21 protein-coding genes and 1 pseudogene are annotated in these 18,885 nt (G+C 62.2%); 11 read left to right on the top strand and 11 right to left on the bottom strand.

The genetic code is table 11. The annotated features are described in order from the left end of the window. The first annotated feature begins 12 nt into the window (after positions 1-12). From I6H87_RS33680 to I6H87_RS33655, 6 genes are all read left to right on the top strand, one after another. Entirely contained in the window at positions 13-417 is a 405-nt protein-coding gene (locus I6H87_RS33680; RefSeq protein WP_011154216.1) for a hypothetical protein, read from the top strand. A gap of 35 nt (positions 418-452) precedes the next feature. Then, positions 453-977: a hypothetical protein gene (locus I6H87_RS33675; RefSeq protein ID WP_231881527.1), complete on the top strand. Its 525-nt coding sequence runs from the start codon at positions 453-455 to the stop codon at positions 975-977. Between the two features lie 11 nt (positions 978-988). Further along, a complete protein-coding gene (locus tag I6H87_RS33670; RefSeq protein WP_011154214.1) occupies positions 989-1,459 on the top strand; it encodes a hypothetical protein in 471 nt (156 codons plus the stop codon). Between the two features lie 299 nt (positions 1,460-1,758). Next, complete coding sequence (locus I6H87_RS33665; protein WP_011154213.1) at positions 1,759-2,148, top strand: hypothetical protein; 390 nt, start codon at positions 1,759-1,761, stop codon at positions 2,146-2,148. Between the two features lie 64 nt (positions 2,149-2,212). Continuing rightward, positions 2,213-3,769, top strand: a complete 1,557-nt coding sequence (locus I6H87_RS33660) for a V-type proton ATPase subunit G (RefSeq protein ID WP_011154212.1) — start codon at positions 2,213-2,215, stop codon at positions 3,767-3,769. A gap of 459 nt (positions 3,770-4,228) precedes the next feature. Beyond that, entirely contained in the window at positions 4,229-5,197 is a 969-nt protein-coding gene (locus I6H87_RS33655) for a DUF932 domain-containing protein (RefSeq protein WP_011154211.1), read from the top strand. Here I6H87_RS33655 and I6H87_RS33650 read toward each other — a convergent pair. From I6H87_RS33650 to I6H87_RS33635, 4 genes are all read right to left on the bottom strand, one after another. Then, entirely contained in the window at positions 5,187-5,510 is a 324-nt protein-coding gene (locus I6H87_RS33650; RefSeq protein ID WP_157886317.1) for a hypothetical protein, read from the bottom strand. The genes I6H87_RS33655 and I6H87_RS33650 overlap by 11 nt on opposite strands. A 421-nt stretch (positions 5,511-5,931) precedes the next feature. Beyond that, positions 5,932-6,342, bottom strand: a complete 411-nt coding sequence (locus I6H87_RS33645) for a polymer-forming cytoskeletal protein (RefSeq protein ID WP_011154209.1) — start codon at positions 6,340-6,342, stop codon at positions 5,932-5,934. Between the two features lie 5 nt (positions 6,343-6,347). Next, positions 6,348-7,031, bottom strand: a complete 684-nt coding sequence (locus I6H87_RS33640) for a hypothetical protein (RefSeq protein WP_011154208.1) — start codon at positions 7,029-7,031, stop codon at positions 6,348-6,350. Then, on the bottom strand, positions 7,018-7,779 hold the full coding sequence (locus I6H87_RS33635) for a hypothetical protein (RefSeq protein WP_231881526.1): 762 nt from the start codon (positions 7,777-7,779) through the stop codon (positions 7,018-7,020). The genes I6H87_RS33640 and I6H87_RS33635 overlap by 14 nt, the downstream gene beginning before the upstream one ends. A gap of 594 nt (positions 7,780-8,373) precedes the next feature. Here I6H87_RS33635 and I6H87_RS33630 point away from each other — a divergent pair. The 4 genes from I6H87_RS33630 to I6H87_RS33615 all read left to right on the top strand — a co-directional run bounded on the left by I6H87_RS33630 (position 8,374) and on the right by I6H87_RS33615 (position 14,225). Continuing rightward, positions 8,374-9,663, top strand: a complete 1,290-nt coding sequence (locus I6H87_RS33630) for a recombination directionality factor (RefSeq protein WP_011154204.1) — start codon at positions 8,374-8,376, stop codon at positions 9,661-9,663. Positions 9,664-9,759: 96 nt separating this feature from the next. Next, positions 9,760-11,220, top strand: coding sequence for a metallophosphoesterase family protein (locus I6H87_RS33625; protein ID WP_011154203.1), 1,461 nt, complete (start codon positions 9,760-9,762; stop codon positions 11,218-11,220). Positions 11,221-11,397: 177 nt separating this feature from the next. Next, a complete protein-coding gene (locus I6H87_RS33620) occupies positions 11,398-11,913 on the top strand; it encodes a hypothetical protein (RefSeq protein ID WP_011154202.1) in 516 nt (171 codons plus the stop codon). Continuing rightward, positions 11,901-14,225: a nuclease SbcCD subunit C gene (locus I6H87_RS33615; protein ID WP_011154201.1), complete on the top strand. Its 2,325-nt coding sequence runs from the start codon at positions 11,901-11,903 to the stop codon at positions 14,223-14,225. The genes I6H87_RS33620 and I6H87_RS33615 overlap by 13 nt, the downstream gene beginning before the upstream one ends. 89 nt (positions 14,226-14,314) lie before the next feature. Here I6H87_RS33615 and I6H87_RS33610 read toward each other — a convergent pair whose 3' ends face one another. The 5 genes from I6H87_RS33610 to I6H87_RS33590 all read right to left on the bottom strand — a co-directional run bounded on the left by I6H87_RS33610 (position 14,315) and on the right by I6H87_RS33590 (position 17,908). Further along, positions 14,315-14,626 (bottom strand): hypothetical protein, encoded by a 312-nt coding sequence (locus tag I6H87_RS33610; protein ID WP_041688724.1) that lies wholly within the window; start codon positions 14,624-14,626, stop codon positions 14,315-14,317. Positions 14,627-14,748: 122 nt separating this feature from the next. After that, positions 14,749-15,192: an HU family DNA-binding protein gene (locus tag I6H87_RS33605; RefSeq protein WP_011154199.1), complete on the bottom strand. Its 444-nt coding sequence runs from the start codon at positions 15,190-15,192 to the stop codon at positions 14,749-14,751. Positions 15,193-15,302: 110 nt separating this feature from the next. Next, the gene (locus I6H87_RS33600) at positions 15,303-16,235 is read right to left on the bottom strand and encodes a tyrosine-type recombinase/integrase (protein WP_041688722.1); all 933 of its coding nucleotides are present in this window, start codon (positions 16,233-16,235) and stop codon (positions 15,303-15,305) included. Positions 16,236-17,009: 774 nt separating this feature from the next. Then, positions 17,010-17,396, bottom strand: coding sequence for a hypothetical protein (locus I6H87_RS33595; protein ID WP_011154197.1), 387 nt, complete (start codon positions 17,394-17,396; stop codon positions 17,010-17,012). After that, a complete protein-coding gene (locus I6H87_RS33590) occupies positions 17,393-17,908 on the bottom strand; it encodes a hypothetical protein (protein WP_231881549.1) in 516 nt (171 codons plus the stop codon). Before I6H87_RS33590 ends, I6H87_RS33595 begins: the two co-directional genes overlap by 4 nt. Here I6H87_RS33590 and I6H87_RS33585 point away from each other — a divergent pair. Next, positions 17,850-18,017: pseudogene (locus I6H87_RS33585) on the top strand (helix-turn-helix domain-containing protein); the annotation flags it as partial. The gene I6H87_RS33590 and the pseudogene I6H87_RS33585 sit on opposite strands and share 59 nt — an antisense overlap. 16 nt (positions 18,018-18,033) lie before the next feature. Here the strand turns inward: I6H87_RS33585 and I6H87_RS34770 are convergent. Together I6H87_RS34770 and I6H87_RS33580 are read right to left on the bottom strand one after the other, a co-directional pair. Further along, a complete protein-coding gene (locus tag I6H87_RS34770; protein WP_268911852.1) occupies positions 18,034-18,159 on the bottom strand; it encodes a hypothetical protein in 126 nt (41 codons plus the stop codon). Between the two features lie 71 nt (positions 18,160-18,230). After that, complete coding sequence (locus tag I6H87_RS33580) at positions 18,231-18,743, bottom strand: hypothetical protein (protein WP_011154193.1); 513 nt, start codon at positions 18,741-18,743, stop codon at positions 18,231-18,233. Between the last annotated feature and the right edge of the window lie 142 nt (positions 18,744-18,885).

The raw sequence follows: 18,885 nt of genomic DNA, 5'->3' as shown, positions 1-18,885 counted from the left end.
CTGCAACCAGCCATGTTCGACACTGCAGAAACATCTCCCCTGACCATCAATCCGATCGAAACGAAGGGCAGGTACATCTTCGAAGTCGCCGATGACGTCCGTCGTCAACTGCGCAGTGCAAGCCTGGAGCCGGAATGGCTCAATGCTGCCAATTTCATGGATGACGACAATGAGGCCATGTACGGCCCGAAGTCGTCACGCCAGTGGCCACAGTTGGGTGCGCGTGAACGACTCACCGTCTCCGTGCATCGCGGTTGGTCGGAAGGCTGGGCGGTCTTTGTCGACCGGATCGGCTACGCCGGCGAGGCCCCCAACCTGGTCACCACTGCCCAGAAGTTGCTTGTTGGCAAGGTGCTGTCCGAGCGCCAAGCTTGGGACACCGTCCGAGCCATCAGCAAGATTTTCGATCTCGCCTGACCTCAGGCCCATCCCAATCGCAAGCCCGAGAGGGCTTGCCGAAGCTTTCAGGCTTCGGCAAGCGCTTTCACCCGCGTCATCGACGCATCGACCCACTGTCCGGCATAGCCGGACCAACCCATTGCGGGACACTCGTCCCGTTGGGAAGGGGTGTCCCGCGCATTCTTGAGGACATCATGAAGCTTCCTAAATCATTCTTCAGTCGGCACCCGTCGACCAATTCTTCTGCCTGCCAAGCGGTTCGCCGTGACGCATGCCGTGTGCTGCGCCGCTTCGCCGGCGACATGGCACTTAGCCCGCGGGACTACACAATTCGCGAGCATCGCCAGCGCCGTCGCGACGTCGACGTGTTCGCCTTGCATACGGACTCGCTGCTTGTCGAGATCCAGCACGGCCCGGGCCAGGAAGGCGGAGTGCGCATGTCCTACAGAACCTGTCGCGGTCGCCATGACTTGACCGGGGGGCGCGACAATACCGTCAATGTGGAGTCGCTGGCCACCGACCATGGCTATGCCAATCTGGTTTCCACGCTTCGCGTGGTGGCCGGGCGGCGTAGCTGAGGGGGCAAGCCATGACCAGCCTTATCAAGGTGACCTTCACATCGACGTCTGGTGAGGAGGTGAATGGGCATGCCCAGTACGATCCAGCGGCCGGCATGGTGACATTGCCGGCGCGCTTGCTGGAGCTTGTCAATCGCGCAACGGGGGCAGGCGAAGGCTATGCCATCGTGGCTCACGAAGACGGATATCGAATTCCATTACTGCACGTGGAAAACGGTAGCTATCGCGTCGATCGGGCACGGCGCCAACGCAAGGCGTTTCTTCTGCAAGCGTGGAAGGCGGTCATCGCGCCGACCAAGGACCAGCGGCAGCAATCAGGCCGATTTGCTCACACGCTTTCTGCTGCAGCCGTGATTGGCGCTGCGGGCTATGTCGGTTCGGGCCGCGTTTGGACCCTCAGCGCGGTGACGGACGTCTTGAGCCTGGTCGGCATCGGTGTTGTACTATTCTTCGTAGGCGCAGTGCTTTCTAAAGGAGACTGAGAATGACTCTCGGCCTGTTTGTACTGATTCTTGGCGGGGCCATTGCGGCTTTCCTGCTCTGGGCGGACCGCAATGGACGACGTGTCCACAAGGACTAAGTGATGTTTGGGCCATTTGTATTCGGCCTTTCATCGTGCATCGCGGAACTTGACCGCGACGCCTGAACGCCTCCCTTCTCCTACGAGCCGATTCGTCGGCTCCGACATCAGCGCATCCCTTGGGGTGCGCTTTTTGTTTTTCAAACCACCCACGCGGGCGTCGTCCCGTCGGGCCGGCTCCCCATCTAACGGAGTTTCCCGATGGACCGTATCTATGGCGCTGGCCTGGCCAGCTACCCCGCCGGCGTGCTGCTGCGCGCCAGTGTCTATTCCACCAACCTGCGCGCGGCGTTCTCACTCGTCTGTGCCGACGATGGCATGCCCTACGGCGCGCTGTCGGTGAACGTGCCAGACGCCGACCTTGCCGAGGACGAGATTCTCGCGTCGGCTGCCTGGAACCTGCCGGCCGATCTGAAGACTGTGCTGCTGGGCACCGGCAAGTTCGTCCAAACTGGCCGGTCGAACCAGGTCGGCCTTGGCCGCGGCGAAATTTGGCGTATTGCGGATCCTGACTTGTTGTCGCAGGTTGCTGCCGCACGCGTGGTCGCTCGCCGAAGCCGCCCGGTACGCCGCGCAGCTGCGCTCGCCTGATCCGATCCTTTCAACCCTTTCGGGGCATGTCCCCGAAGGGGCGTGCTCCGCCCCAGGAGCCACCATGTACGTTGTCCACATCGGCCAACAGGCCGAGAATCGCACGTCGCTCGCCGGCGTGCTGCAGCTTTTGAACGATGACCGTGACGGCCGCGCGCTGCCGCGTGTCGAAGACATCTCCGTTCGGCACATCGAGCGCGGGGCGATCCCGGTCGTGCGCCTTGCGTCCGGCAATTTTGCGGTGCGCCCGACGGGCACCCGGCGCGCGATCCTGACCATGATCCTCGACGAAGTGGATCGGTTCATTGTGCGCGTGGGTGGAAAAGTCCTGCGCCCGCACGAGATGAGCCGCGCCTCCTGGGGCGCCGTGGTCGCTGCCGGCCGCCTGGCGTACTTCCCCGCGGAAGCCATCGACATGTCTCAAGGCGATGCGGGACCGCTCTTCCAGACAGCAGACCTTTTTGAGGAGAAGGGAGCGTTCGACATCGCTGAGTTTGTTTGTGGTGAGTTCGTGCGCAGATTCGGCTACGGCATCAACGGGCCGTTGTATGCACCGGATGCGAGCCCCAATGCCCGCCATGAGGTGCACGTTGCCTATGCGCTGATGCGTGGCGAGAAGGTTCGAAACTGCATCGTCAATACCTACCGCGACAACCCGCACCACGGCCGCCATGACCTCTGGATGCAACCCCTGATCGAGGTACCCGCGCTACGGGGGGCATTGTCGGCCAGCGTGTTGCAAGCGCTTTGCCGGACCACGCGTGCCGAGAAGCTCACGATCACGACGCGCAATGTCGGCAAGCTGCTCGCCGCACTCCGCCATGTGCCGCACGACGGCTGTGACGTGGAGGTCGACGACGCTCTGTTTGTGGCTGGCATCCTGCCACCGCGGACGATCCCGACGCCCAAGCCGCCGACGGCGGAGAACGCGCAGCCGGTGACGAACCTGGCTGCGCGGATTCACGCGTTGATCAGCCAACGGCAGTTCCAGGAGAGCATGGACAAGGCCAAGGCCGAGCGGGAATCGCGGAGAATCAGCCAGCGAGAGTTCGATCGCCAGGCCTGTGCCGCTGCAGCTTACCGCGCAGCCTATGGCTATGAGTGGCCGAACCGCGTTGCGCTCGCAGTCATGCAGCGCAATGTGGCGGCGGTCCTGCAGATCTTTGACGGCCCGAAGGACTGGAACACGGATTCGAAGCGCGCCCTGCGTGAAGAGATCGGTGTCGACGTTCTCCAATGTTCAGCGATGACTCGCCGACGCCGGCTGTTTGAACTGTGTGGATTCTCGGAAGCCGAACAGGCCGAATGGGAGGCCCACGAGGTCATCGAGAAAGCGCAGAAGCGCGCCGAGCGTGAACTGGCTGATGCAATGCGCCAGGCCGAGGCGGTCAAGTACCGTCTCGAGACCGGCCAGGTGATGAGCGGACGCGAGTACGTCGACTTTTGCATTGACGCTGGCTTCTCGCAGCTCATCGACGAGCCCCGCGGTAGTGCCAGACGTTACCTGATCCACGATCCAGTAAAGCGGGCTTCCCGACCGCTGCGCGCCAAGGACGGCACGCTGGACTATGCGCGCGCTCGCCTGGCGCATGTCGCCGTGCCCGTGGCGCTCGCCGCATGATTGCATTTTCCCCCGGCCACTGGCTGGGGGCGTCTTCTTCAAATCACGCGTGGATATCCTGAGCATTCGGGTTCGTCCGGACGCGACGCTTGCGTTAGCCTTTGCACTACACACAAAGCTCTGTTCGCACTGAAGGACGTTCAGTCCGAACCGAGTTTTACCCGCGTCTACGACGCATCGACCAAGCCGGCATGCCGGCCATCCTCTGCAACTTCCCACAGGGACGAACCCTGTGGGGACGTCTCTGTGGGCATTATCCCTTGCCCACATGCACCTCCAATTCTTGCTGTAGCCGTGATGGCGTGTTGCCCTGGACCCGCTGAGTGCGGCCACGGAAAGCGCCATGTCTTGCCCCGCACGCGTGCAGTCCTGCTCGCTGCGAATTCTGATCTTCCCATTTCTTTCCTGCGACCGGCCTTGGGGCCGTGCTCGCGCTATCCCATTCTCAGGAGCAATCCCATGTCTCATCTCGTTCAAACCATGGCTTATGTCGGCGCTACCCCGTGGCACGGCCTGGGCAACCAGCTCGAAAGCAATCAGCCGCTCGAAGTGTGGGCGGACGCTGCTGGCATGAACTGGCGAATCGAGGAAACCGACGTGATGTATCGCGCCGGCTCCCACGATCTCGATCCGCTTCATTCGTTCCCCCAGCAGAAGGTGCTGTTTCGCTCGGATACCAAGAAGCCGCTTGCAACAGTGTCCAAGCGGTACCAGGTCGTCCAGCCCTCGGAGATCCTGGACTTCTATCGTGATCTGACGGAGGTCGGTGGCTACCAGCTTGAAACGGCAGGTGTGCTCAAGGAAGGTCGCAAGCTCTGGGCGCTCGCGCGTACGGGACAGTCGACCAAGATCGCCGGCGTCGACGAGGTGCGCGGCTACCTGCTGCTGGCCACGGCCTGTGATGGCACCTTGGCCACCACCGCCCAGTTCACGTCGGTGCGGGTGGTTTGCAACAACACGCTGCAGATTGCGCTTGGCCGCAGTCGCGGCGCCGTCAAGGTGCCGCACCGCAGCCAGTTCGACCCGCGCGCTGTCAAGGAAGAGTTGGGCATCGCCATCTCGTCGTGGGATGGCTTCATGGTCCGCATGCATGAACTGGCCGACCGCAAGGTGAGTCAGGTCGAATCGGAACGCTTCTTCCAGCGCCTGTTCACGTACCCGTGGACGAAGCCGGATTCGAACGGTCCCGACAAGGTGAACGAGCGCGGCCTGAAGGCTGTGCTCAATCTCTTCGAGGGCAACGGTCGTGGTGCCACGCTGGAATCGGCGGCCGGGACTGCCTGGGGGCTGGTGAACAGCGTCACCGAGTACGTCGATCACCAGCAGCGAGCGCGCAATGCGGGCAATCGGCTGGATTCGGCGTGGTTCGGTGCCGGCGCGGCACTCAAGCAGCGCGCTTGGGACGCTGCGATCGAGCTCATTGCATGACGAGATCGTAATTGTTCAGCCCTAAAGCGAACGACGCTCCATGCCGATGTTTGGCATGGAAGTAGTCGCTTTTAGGTCCACCAAGCCCCGGCAGTGCCGGGGCCTTTTTCTTCTCTCGTTGCCAATGATTCTGACTGATTTCTATTCTCGATACCCTCGATGGCTGTTCCGGACCTCTGATGCGAAGCGACCTGCGTTTCCTGGCCGCAATGCCTGTCGTACCACGATCGGGAGTGACGGGCAACGAGTCGCGGGGCGACTTATGCAACGGCAGCCAATCATTGTGGCGCATTTCCACAAGGAGCGCTTTCATACACTCTTCGATGAGTGGCAGAGCCTGGTCAGGCAGCACGCAATCCAGGTGGAGTATGACGCTTGGATGGACCAGCGATATGTGCAAGGACCCGCATTCTCAGTGACGCTAAAGCGGGGAAGGGTTGTATTCGATCTAGTACATGGGGCCATGTACGAAGTGCGCGGCAAGGACGGAAGCGGGCGCATCTTCAGAGTGCAGTTGGCCAATGACTTTCCGTATGTGTCGTTTCGAGATCCCGCCAGCGGCGTGGACTTTCCGTGGGTCGCATTCCCTGACGTTTCTACACAGGCGGAGTTGATGACGTTGCGACGCATGTACTAAAAGAGAAAGCCCGGCGAAAATTTCTGCCGGGCCTTTTTGCTCTCGAAAGAGAGGGTGTGGAACTGAGCTTTTCGATTTGTTGGAAGGAACATGTTCCTCAACTGCTCGCAGGCTCCACCGCTTCGGTAGCAGAGTCAGTGACGGCCACCCCCTCCTTTTGTGGGGATGGTGCATAGCCGACCGCCTGAATGCGTGTGATGGTGCCGTCCAGGGCGGCATTCGGTCCCAGCCGGATAGTGCCCGCGTAGATGATCCGGCCCTTCACTCGGCCGTTGATCAGCAAAGAGGTCCGACCGACGACATCGCCTTCGACCACACCGTCCACAATGACGTGCTCGCCATCGACGTTGCCGTGCACTACACCGCCTGCCGCGATATGCAATAGGCCCCGGGAAGCGCCAATGTTGCCGGTGACCAGCGCCAGGCAAGTGAAGCCATGGTCCGAAACAATGTCGCCGTGGATGCTCATGCCGGCACGCAGCACGCTGAAGATGGGAGGATTTTCCATGGCGCTCAGAACATCTTGATGTCGGTGGGGGAGTTGGCATGCTGCGCCGCTGTGTTTCGCGCCGGCGCGGCACTAGTCGGCAGCTGCTGTGCAGTCTTGGCCGGGGCCAGTACGGTCGCGGCCCTCGCCGGTGCTGGTGCAGGGGCAAGCGCAGGGGCAGGCGCAGCCGGGGCCGCAGATCGCTTCACTGTCTCCGCCTTCGGCTCCGCTGGTGATCGCTCCCGCGTTTGCTCCGCGGGCACGGCGGCAGCGGATGCTGCGGACGTCGACGCCACTGCGGCCTCGCCAGATACCGGCAATACAGTGCTCTGAGCTACTTCCGATGCGGGGACGCTGTTGGTCTTGCGCGGCCATTCATGGCCGTCGGCCGCCGGAACACGCGCGGAAGCTTCGGGAGCGGAGTGAACCGGCTGCACCTGCTCGGTGCCGGCACGCGATTCCCGCTTCCCAATAGATGTGCCAATGATGAACATGAGCGCTGCGGCGGAAACGAAGCCAAGCCCCCACAGCAGCCGGGGATTGCCGCGCAACGCGAACGGGAACGGGGAGGTGGAGGCCCTTGCTGGTGCGGTGGAAGTGCCGCCATAGCCAAGATGCGGCGCCGTCGCTGCACCCGCCGGAGAGATGTCGATCGTAAGGGGTGGTTGGGCGTATTGAGCATGCAGCTGCTCGATGTCACGCATGTCCATCGGGGGAGCTCCGGTGAGATGAAATCAGTGTGCCGTCGGGTCCGAACTTGTCTGTGTCCGGGATGCAGAGTTGGTGAATCGCGGTGATCCGCTTTGCGGCGATCTGGATTGTCGTGGTGCGTTGGTCCGCAGAGATGGACCCGCATTCCTGGCTGTAGAGCGTCTCAACAAAAATCCGGTCGAACTGCATCAGCAGTCTGAGCAGCCGGCCGGCGAAGGAATGGGAGACCTTGACCTCTTTCTCCTCGTAGAAGAGGGGAATCTCGACCTGATCGGTCTTCGAAAGCCAGCTCAGTGCACTGCCATACCAATCCTCCGCGTCGCGAAACGCTTCATCCAGCGCCTTGACCTTGCCGCCACGCGCCACGACGAACTTGGATGAAGCGTAGTAGAAATGTGCATCCAGGAAGTCGCGCGCGAACTTTGAGCAGTAGGCGTGGAGGGTAGCTGAAGCCGTCGTCGGCGTGAGGCGGCTTAGCCGTTCTTCGCTGTTGTGTCGCTCAATGGGTCTGAGCCCACTGGCTGATACCTTGGGTGGATCCTGTTCGGCCATTTTTTCATGTTCTCGGAAGCGCTCTCTCAGGGTGAAATTGTCGGACACAACCGGGCACTCGATGACTTTGAAAGCTATGGCAAATTGGCGAGCTTTCGCATTCTTTGCGACGGATTTTCTGTGCCACAATGCATTCACACCTCGCGTCACTGACGCATCGACCCTGACTCCTGGCGAGTCCATCTTCTGCTTCAAGTCGTGCATATGCGCACGCGCCGACTGGTTGGCTACCAGTGTGGATATTTCTTGTGCTAAGTGTTTTCGCCGAACACTTCCCTCATCAGCTCGTAATACGCGTTCTCGCGGTGCCTCCTTGTGAGCGCACGCGACTGACACCGTTCGAGCCCGGGATCATGTGGAGCTCTCTCTCAAAGGCCCCTCCCGGGCAGAACGGCAGCCGTCGAGCCGATCCGTGAACCTGCGGCCGAACCTGTGGGTTCGCGAAATGGGTTGCTGTGCAGCGTGACCATGCTGCACGAGGACGACTTTACGTCCTCAGCATCGAGCAGCGCGCAATTGTGCGCCGCTCCCTGAGTGCCACGCCCCCGGAAGGGGCGTGGCATTGCAGGTTCTGAATAGCAAAGCTCGCTGCCGGCGCAATCCGGAGCGGGCTTTTTTCGTTTCTGGCGCGCCAATGGCGCCGCCAGTCTTTTCGGAAGCCTGCGCGTCAGGCTTTCCCATCGCCGCAACGACCCAGCGCGGGGCCGACACAGCCCAGCGCCTTCGGGAGCATGCTGCGTCCATCCGGGCCGACGTCGTTCGCTTTCCTGACAGGAGAAAGGACGTACCATGCATGCACCCATCACCTACAGCGAACCTGGCGGACGCCGGAGCCTGCTAGAGGAGCGGCCCACGCGGCCACCGATCATTGGCAAGATCCGGCCCGGCATCAAGGTTCTGACCAAGGCTGCACGTGAGAAGCCTGAAGCCGTCAAGATCCATGACCGGATGTTGGCCCAGGGTCAGAGCTTCGAGCGTATGGGGTTGGAGATATCCCGGGCAACCGGAATTAAAACGCCTCTTGTTCCGAAGAACGTGCCGTGGTTCACCTGCCGCGGCTCGGACTTTGCCAACCCCGCAGTGGCTGAAGAGATCGTGCAGCGCTACGGTGAGGATCGTGGCGACGGCAACGGCTTCCGTCTCTGGCGATTCCCGGTCATCTTCGCGTTCGACGACTGGTTGAGCAATATGCCCAATCAGCTCGTTGCATGGACGCAGAGCGGTCGCCAGTTCTTCTCGGAGTACGGGCCGGACGGCAGGCGTTACTGCAAGATGTACGCGCCCCCAGTGCGCGATGCTCGCGCCAATCGCGCGAAGCGAACCTGGGGCGGCCGCACCATCATCCTGCGACAGGACGACGATATCCCTGACGGTATCTGCGACCCACACATGTGCCCGCAATACCAGGATGGGAATTGCAACCTGTCGGCCAGTTTCTACTTCGCGCTGCCGGCCATTTCCGGCCTTGGCCTCATCGAAATGCCGACAACCTCGATTTACGTCCTGCAGAAGGCTCACGCCGCCATGCAGACCGTGGCGTTGGCGCGCGGCAGGCTGGTGGGCGTCAAGTTCTGGATGTCCAAGCAGGAGGTGGAGATCAGCCGCATCGATGATAGCGGAAGGGCGGTGCGCCAGATGCAATGGCTCATCACGTTGGACGCGGAGATCGATATCGCTGCCCTGCTGGACGGGTCGGACCGTCGTGCGCCGGCACTCGAGATGGCGACGCAGGCAGTTGCTGCGTTGGAAGACGAGGTCCAGCCAACGGAGCAGACGCCTCTGCAGGGCGATGAAGCGACGAAGCTGTCGCAGGTTGTTGATGCCACTGCAGCGCATCAAGTGCCCGTCGACGGCGACGACCTGGAAAGCCAGTTCGAGGATCTGATGGTGCGTCTGGGCCTGGCCAATCAGGAAGGCCGGGCACAGTTCCGCATCTACGCATCTGCCACATTTGGGCGCGGCTGGACCAAGCGTGACCAGGACGTTCGCCAACTGCTTGGCGAAATGCGCACAGCGCTGACCAATCCGCTTGCGTTCCGCGAACAGATAGCCGCGATCGCTGCCGAAGTCGCACCGTAGTTTCGCCAGCCTCGTGCCGGCATGTCAGGGGAAGCCATATGGCTTCCCTTTCTCTTTTCCTGCCGCACGCCGGCACATTTCTTTGGAGGTCATACCATGCACAATGAAGGCGATAGCCTGCTTGTCGCGCACTTCTCGGATCTGCACTATTCCCCTGGCCACCTGGCAGAGGCCGACCGCTGCTTCGGCTTTGCGGTCGATGACGCGATTGCCGGCGGGTGCCAAGTTGGCGTGGTGTCTGGGGATTCCACCGACCACCGCCTGGACGCGCACACACCGGCGCTCTCGGCGCTGGCACGCCGAGTTCACCAGCTGACAGCACGCATGCCCGTTTTGATGCTGCAAGGCACATATAGCCACGAGCCCCCGGGCACGCTGGACCTGTTTCGCCTCATCGGCGCACAGTATCCCGTCTATGTCGCGGATCGCATCCATCAGGTTGCACTATGCGCAGGGCACTTTGTGCCGTCGGTGGGGCCCGTCTTCGACACCGCGGAGATCGACGTGCTGCTAGCACAGCACGGCATACCGGAAGTGGTGTTCACCTGTGTGCCGACGGTCAATAAGGCTGTGCTGGCGGCCGCGGCTGGCGTTGCAAGTGCTGCCACGGCAGTCGGCGATCACCTGGCCGACTATCTGAGGGCTGCGGGTACCGTCAATCACCAATGGCGATCGAGGGGCGCGCGCACGATCGGCGTGTCCCACGGTACGGTCAACGGGTGCCAGACCGAGCACGGGGTGCCGATGGCCGGATTCGACTACGAATTCACCATTGGCGCGCTGTTCGATGCCGATTGCGATGCCTTCATGCTCGGGCACATTCACCGCGCCCAGCAATGGGCACAGGAGGGCAGGGTGGTGGCCTATCCGGGCTCCATCGGGCGCTTCCACTATGGTGAGATTGGGGAAAAGGGCTACCTGCGCTGGCAGATTGCTCCCCGCCGGACCGAGGCCTCGCTGGTGGCGACACCGGCGCGCCAGTCCGTCTGCATTGACTTCGACGGCCCGCCGGATATGGCGCAGCTGACCGAGATGGCCACCGATGCTGCCGACAAGTTCGTGCGCATCCGTTGGACGGTCAACGAGGAGCACCGCCAGCTTGTGGACCGGGAGGCCATCACGGCTCTCTTTGGCGCCAGTGCCGAGGTGAAGCTCGAAGCCCGGGTGCTACCGGCAGTTCGTAGCCGGGCCGAAGGCATCAGCCGGGCCGCAACATTGCCCGAGAAGCTGGGACGCTGGTGTGAGTTGACGGGTGTTGAGGCCAATCCGCTCATGGACTGCCTCTCGATGCTTGAGACGAACGATGCGCAGTCGATTGCCGATCGCGTGCTGGCGGATCTTGTGGCTGATCCGGTAGCGGCAGCATCCGATGCATCCCCACCCGAGCCTGTGTTGCCACATGTCTTAACGGCGCTGGTTGGCATGGAGCTGGAAGACGATGTCGGTGCGCCTCCGGTGCCGCCAGGCTCGAAGGAAACGGACGCCAAGCCGGCGTTGCCGTCGTCATCGCTAACTGCCCCAGCGATGGACTGGCTGACCGATGATCTGTTTGCGTAGCGATACGCCCACACCTTAGAACATGTGAGCCATGTTCCGACAGCCCTAGAGGCTGCCGAAACCCGGTTTTCTCCGCGTCCTTGACGCATCGACCCCGCAGTATCCATTTTCTTTCTTTCTACCCAGACGGGTGCTTCCCGTCTGGGGCGCACTCCGTCCTTTTCCAGGAGTGCAAAAATGATCTTGTACCACGCCGGTCCCGACTGGCTCTTCGTTGAAGAAGCGTGCATGGACCGCTCGGTGATGGCCAAGCGCCTGGCCGACGCCCATGAATTTACGCAGTGCATGCTGTACGAGCCGTTCGGCAAGGGCCGCGGTACGGTGATCGCCAAGCGCGGTCACATGCTGGTTTTGGCCCTTGGTGAAGTCGGCCGAAATACCTTCCTTGCCGTGGCACCTTCCAAGGAGCTGCAGGACCTGATCTGGTCGGCGTCCAACGGCTTGGCTTCCCAGTGGAGCCAACTCGAACTCAGGGCCATCACTGGCCTTGAGGATTGGCCGGCCGTGATCAAGATGGCCGCCGGCGAGTTTGCCGCAGCGCGTCGCTCCCTGGAGCGCGCAATCGCTGGCAAGCCGGAACGCGATGCTCCTGTCGTTGCCGAGCTGCCAGTGTTTGACGACAACGTCATGGAAATGCCGCCGGAATACCTTCACTCCTTCAATGGTACGGAGGTGTCCGAATGCGTCCACTGAAACTGATGCTCACGGGATTCTACGGGATCCGCGACGGCATGAAGCGCGATAGCGTCACGGTGGACCTGACGACGCTGCCGGGTGGCCTGATCGCCCTGGTCGGCCCCAACGGGGCTGGCAAGACCACGATCATGGACAACCTGCACCCGTTTCCCATCATGCCGAGCCACGCAAGCAAGATGTCAGTCGACGCGTTCTCGTACTGGGACCATCTCTGCGCCCCGCGCGCGGAGAAGGATCTGGAGTGGGAGCACGGCGGCAAGACGTATCGCTCAGCGTTCGCGTTCCGCAATCCTGGCAAGAGCCGCAAGGCCGAGTACTACCTGTTCGAGAAGGACGCGGGAGGTGACTGGAAGCCGCTGCAGTTGGCTGACGGGACGCTGTCGGACGGTAAGGCGGACACCTACAACCGGTGTCTGGAGGCCGTGCTCGGGTCGCCCGAGGCGTTCTTCACCAGCGTGTTTTCTGCCCAGAACCGCCGACCGCTCGCCAGTTACCAGGCCGGCGAGATCAAGAAGCTGCTTGCCGAACTGCTCGGGATCGAGCACCTGCGCGACTTGTCGGCGAAAGCGGGCGAGGTTGCCAAACTGCTCACCCGCTCGCTGGATACCCTGCAGCGCGACGTATTGACTCTCTCCGGAAAGCGCGACCGCGCCGCGGTGGTTGCCAAGGAGATCTGGCAGGTAGGCGAAAGCCTGGATGCCCAGCGCGAGGCCCGGGACGTGGAGACGGCCACGGGCGCCAAGCTGATGCAGGAACGCGCGACGCTGGCTGCGAAGCAGGAGGCCAATGCCGGTACCGAAGCGCGGTTGCGGGAATTGAACCAGCGCAAGGGTGAGTTGGAGCAGCGTGCGGTATTGCTGGGCAGCGACGAGCAGGCGGCTGCCGGCCGTGCTGCGGTGCGCCGACGCGATCTGGACCGAAATGCGGCAAGCCACCGCGCAGTGCTGGCGGAGGCCTCGGCCATCGAATCGGCCGCCGGCGAGCGGGATGCCTTGCAACTGGCCATCGGCCGGAAGCAGGCGGAGCTGGCCAGCCAGCAGGCGACTGTTGAAAAGCTCGATGCCGTGCAGGTCGAGCACGCGGCGCTCAGTTCCGAGCTCAAGGGCCTGGAACAACGCGGTGCCTCGGCGGCGCAATTGGTCAAGTCGCTGAAGCTGCAGGCCGACGTCATCGAGACGGTTCCTTGCTGGGACGACCCGATGCACGCCGCCTGCCCGTTGTTGGCACAGGCGCGCAATGCCAAAGCCGGTCTCAGTGAGCAGGCAGTGACGGTCGAGGCGCTTCGCGACAGCTATCGCAAGAAGCTGGCACAGGCGCAGTCGATGCAGGACTCGCTTGCGGCGCGCGCCCAGGCGCGGAGCGCCTTCGCGGCACTGCGGGCCGACCTGGAGCGTGATCAGCAGTCGCTGCAGCGTCTCACGGCGCTGGCGGCCAGGAAGCCAATGCTCGACGCCGCGCGCGAAGGGCTGGTGCAGGCTGATCGTGATCTGACGGCACTGACTGAGGAAGAAGCGGCGCGCGTAGACCGCCACAAGCGGGATGCTGCGGACGTGCAAGCCCAGCTTGAAGCGGTGCGCAGGGAACTGGCAGCACTGGCCACAGAGGATGTGACCGGCATGCTGGGACAGATGGACCGCCAGATCGCTGCCAGCCGGGAGGGTGGCGCTGCCATCGCCGGCCGGATCGAAGCACTGATTCGGCAGGAGGGCACGCTGGTGGCCGAGCGCGAGCGCCTGGATGCCGAGCTTGCAGGTTTGCCGGCGGCAGAGGCCAAGACGCAAGCGCTGTCCGACCAGATCGCGCAGTGGAAGCTGTTGGCAAAGGGCCTGGGCAATGATGGCGTCATTGCGTTGTCTATCGATGACGCGGGCCCGGCCATCACGCAGATCGTCAATGACCTGTTGCTTGCCTGCTACGGACCGCGATTCACCATCGCGATTCAGACGCAGACCGAGCTGGCCAACGGCGAGAAGCGGGAAGGCTTTGCCATCGACGTGATCGACGCCGACAACGACAGCACGAAGGATTTCTCCGTGATGTCAGGGGGACAGAAGGTATGGATCAACGAGTGTCTGACGCGTGGAATCGCCCTTTACCGGGCGCAGGACGCGCAGCAACCGTTCCAGACCCTCTTTACCGATGAGGCCGATGGCCCCTTGGATCCTGAGCGCAAGCGCGCCTTCATGAAAATGAAGCGCGAAGTGCTGCGTATCGGTGGCTACGAACGGGAGTTCTTCATCTCGCAAACGCCGGATCTCGTCGACGAGGCTGACGGTGTCATCGATGTACTTGCCTTGGCGGCGCAGTAAGGCTGCCCATCATCCAACACGCCCGCATCTCCGAAAGGGGAGCGGGCTTTTCTTTTCTGGCTCCAACTATGACTTCGAACAACCATATTCTAAGTGAGGAACAGGAGCGGCTTGTGGCTGCTTCCATCGAGCTTGGCATGCAACAGATCCAACGAGAAATTGCTGCCGGCCGGATTACCGCGTGAGGTCAGATCATGCACCTCATTGTCGACATTGATATTGGTGGCCCAACGTTTCAGGGGACGGCCGGTCCCGCCGAAGCCGCGCAGCAATTGCGCGAGTTGGCCAGCGAGATCGAACGCAAGGTAGTTGATTTCTCCGTCTGTCGTGAGGGCCAACGCCTGGCCGGCACGGACGGCGGATGCGCAATCGCCTATCTCGCCGATCTGTAGCACTTCCAAGTTGGCGTGGTGGTAATTTGCTACGCCTCAGCACTCTCTCTTCTCAGAGAGCCTACGAAAAAAAAGCCCCGAGATCAGCAAAATCTCGGGGCTTTTCCTTTGGTTCGCGGGAACCGTAGCGATTACATCGCGGCGTCCTTCAGCTTCTTCATCGCGCGAACCTTCACCTTCACGCTGGCCGGCTTGGCGGCGAACCACTGCTCTTGGCCCGTGAACGGATTCTTGCCGAAGCGCTTTTTCGTGGCCGGAACCTGGATGGCCGAGACCTTGAACAGGCCGGGGAAGGTGAACTCGCCTGCGCCTTTCTTGTGGATCGCGCTCACCATGGTGTTTTCCAGGTGAGTCAGAACGGTTTGGACAGTCTTCTTGTCCAGTTCGGTCTGGGCGACCAGATGGGCGAGGAGGCTCGACTTGTTGAAGGTGTCCTTCAGCGGCTTGGCAACCGGGGAGGCTGCGGCAGCCTTCTTAGCCGGAGCGGCTTTCTTCGCCGGGGCAGCCTTCTTTGCGGGGGCAGCCTTCTTTGCGGCGGTCTTCGTTGCAGTCTTCGCGGATGCTTTCGTGGCCATAGTCGTACCTGATTAAGAAATGCGTGCGCGCGGGATATCGCGTACATCGCATCCGCGAAGAATAGCAAATGCAAGCGCGAGTGCAATAGTGAGATGCGCTGAAACCCCGATCATTTCAGGATTTTTCGCCGTCGGGCAGCCGAAATGGTAGCGGCAATGCGGTCGCAAGTGCGATTGCTGGCAAGTCCTAAGATCCGGGTCACGTCGTCGTGCGTACAGCCAGCGAGCAGCTGACGCCGGCAAAAAGTATTGCGCAGCGTGCGGGGACTTGGCTCGACGCCGGAGAATTCTATCGCTTCCAGCGCGGCGGCCACGATCCGGCCAAAGCTCATGTCGGTGATGGGGCGGCCATCCGGGGTAAGGGTAAAAAGCAGGTCGCCGTGGACGGGAAGCGTTGAGCGGCGGGCATGCCAGGCCTGAAGTAGCGATACAGCGAATTCGGCCACGTGAACAGTGCGCGCGTCCCGCGCCCCATGTCCCGTCACGAAGAGATAGGGCGGGTTTGTATCCGGCACTAGGTCCCCCAAACGCGCGGCTCGCGCTTCCGCCGCGGTAATCCCCGTTGCGAGAAACATCGCGACGATCGCCCGGCTACGCAAGCCGGACAGATCGTCGGCAGGGGATTGAAGATAGGCTTGCAGCCGCCCGTCCTCGGCCTCGTCAAGGAACTGGGGTGTGGGCTCTTGGTCTGGCCAGCGCTCGGCGGAAAGCATCAGGGCGGCTGGGTTGTCCAGGCGCACACCGGCGAAGACCAGATGCCGGCACAGGCGGTCCAGCAGCTTCACGTACCGCATGCGTGTGGCCGGAGAGTATGACCTAGCGTCGGGCGTCTGCAAAAACGACTCAATATCGGCGGTGCCAAATGAGGCAACGGTCGCGCTCCTCGCCAGCAAGTGTCGTCGGAAGTTCTCGAACATCGCCTGGTGCTGGACGATCGAGCGCGCGGAGAAAGGGCGGCGATCAGAGCCAGCCGCCTCACGCGCCTGCCAGTCACGGTAGGCCAGGCTGGGATTGCTGAGCCAGAGGGAGTCCATTTTTGCCATACCCGCTGTTATATACTGAATTTGAACCCATCCCACACCCCTGCCGCCGCTATGCGGCGGATATGGCTTGCAGGCGAGAGTTCAGAATCGCGGCCGCCCATAATGGTTGCGGCGCGCGGCGAGCTTTGCGCGGGTACAGGCGTAGCGGGGGTAGGCGGCATCGAGCATGCCCGCGATCCGCTGTCACGTCTCAAAGTTGTTGAGTTTTGTCTCACAGTTAGTGGGTTGGATTCTCAAAGTTAATGGGTAAAAGGCGCTGATGATGTCAGAAGGGGGGCGCCGCGCTGGAGTCTGCATCTACTATGTCGGTGAGGTTACAAGCGTTTCGACTGGAGCGTCGTCGGTGAATCTGCCTGTGCGGACTCGTGAGATCGCGCACTGAAGACCACAGGGGAAGCCGGGCAAGGAGGCGGGACGCATGCTGCTCTGGGCCGTGTGTGAGCGTCGGCGTGCGGTGTCATCGCTGACCGTGGAGGACTGTCTCGCGTATCGAGCGATTTTCTTCTGGCGCCGCCCTCGCGCGCGCAGCCGCACTGGATAAGCACGTGGCGACCGTTCGCCGGGACACTTTCTCCGCGCTCATGCGCGTATGCGATTTCACATGGCCATGTGATAGGGAGGTGGAGCGACGCGGTTCTTTCCACTCCGTCGTCTCCGTGTACCCACTTACTGTGAGACAAGCTGCGTCTTTTAACCAGTTTCTGTGAGAATTTGGCTCAGTTAACTTGAGGCGGTGCCTTGTAACCCATTGATTTGTTTGCGATCGGTCTCCCATCAACTTTGAGACGTGACATCATTGCTGGCAGACGCAGGGGGGGCACGGCGTGCATCGTCGCAGATCCTGCCGTAGCGATTGCGGCGCGCACGCAGACGCGCTCGCGTACAGGCATAGCGCGGATAGCGCTGATCTAGCATCTCGGCAATCTCGCGCAGGCGGCGCTCCTGCGACGGATAGCACTCAAGCAAACACTCGTCGGCGCAGTAACGCAGGATCTCATGGAGCAGGGCGTAGCGCGTTTCGTCTGGGAAATGCAGGTTGCCTTCCTTGGCCCAAGCCTTGTAGCCGGCGTGCGCCACGGTCAGGAGCGCCTCGGGCGTGCCATCGAGGTTCACGCTGAGTGCCTTCGCTTCCTGGTGCAACGCCTTGTCGAATTCGCTCATGCGGCCTCCTGCAGCGGGTGGAGATCAGCCACGCCGACCCAGCGAGAGCCAATTCTGGTACCGCCGCGGAAGCGTTCCTCGACCTCAACATCGGCGGTCGGTCCGGATGGGCCTTGGAACAAAGCAAGCACGCGGGCCTGGAGCGTAGGCAGGTAAGGGGCCGCCCGGTAGATCAGGTGGGTCACGGCACCGGCTTCGATCCAGCCGTAGCGCCGGTAGAGCGGCGTGCCATTGGGGTGATGGCCCATCGGTTCGTTGAACATCGGCGCGAGACCGTCGAGAAATGCGCCGAGTTGCGAGCGTTGCATGCCGATGCCGCCGGTCGTTTCCTGTACGGCAGGCAGGGTGGTGTTGTACTGGCGAGCGAGCGCGGCGCGCATGACACGGCGGTACTGCTTGCCGCCGGCCAGCAACACCTTGCCGACCTGGGCAGTTCGCCGATCCCGCGAACGCCGGGCGTTGCGTGAGCATCTGCACTTGAGCCAAGCGGTGCTCGCTTCGGTGTTGAACACCAGCCTGTCAACCGTTCGCAAATGGGAGGTTGGCGACAAGAAGCCGAGTGGCCCCTCTGTGAAGCTGCTCAACCTCATCGAGCGCAAGGGCCTCGAAGCGGTGCTTTGAAGCCGCCTTGTCCAGATCACCGGCTGCTCATGTACTTGGCGAAGAGCGACGGATGCAGACTCTGGAGCGCCTTGCACCGTTCGACCAGGTCGTGGTGGCGGCCCTTTCGCTCCAGGTTCAGCAGTTCCAGCACCAGGCGCATGACCCGCTCTGGCGGGCGGTGAGTTGACGGCTGCGTCCTGCCCAGCAGGCTGGCTAGGCCCGGCTTTTCGATCAACACCCCGCCGGGAACCAAATCAGATCCTCGATCGTCCCGTCGCCATCGAAACGGGCGTCGAAGGTCTTGCGCAACGTCCTCAGCAAAGGATCCACCAAGCGCCGGATCAGCGCATCAAGGCGGCGCGGCGACAGCCATGCGAGTTCGGACAACAGCGGCCAGACGGCTTCCAGTCCCTGCTGGTGATATTGTGCCTCGGCCATCCAGCTGAGCGCAGGAGGAATCCGGCGCCGCGATTCGATGCGCGCGACAGCGTCCTGGGTCGCGACCCAGTCTCCGGCCTTGAGCCACAGCGGCGCAGCATGGGTCTCGTCCTCGTCCCGGCACAACGGCAGGTGTTCTGCCGCGCGCGCCAGGGTTCGCCAAATGGGCGCGAGCCATGCGCTGCCCTGAGCGCCGAACACACGCCGGGCGGCCGGTTCGACCTCATCGGCTATTTCGCCACGCGCACATCGCAGCGTGTCGTGGTCGGCAAAGCGCGTTGACGTAGGGTCCTCGAGCGTGCGCACTAGTCTAGGGCTCGTAACGCCGCGTCGGGACGGACCGCGGCGATGCCCCTGAGTACCTTCCGAACGTGCAGCATTTGGGTTGGATCGGAATACCCCAGCTTCTCAAAAATAGTTCTTGAAATGCTATTCTCAACTACATACC

The sequence above is a fragment of the Cupriavidus necator genome (assembly GCF_016127575.1).
In the GTDB taxonomy this organism is placed as follows: domain Bacteria; phylum Pseudomonadota; class Gammaproteobacteria; order Burkholderiales; family Burkholderiaceae; genus Cupriavidus; species Cupriavidus necator_D.
Note: the sequence above shows the minus strand (reverse complement) of the source record. Positions and strands in the feature narration are given on the sequence as shown.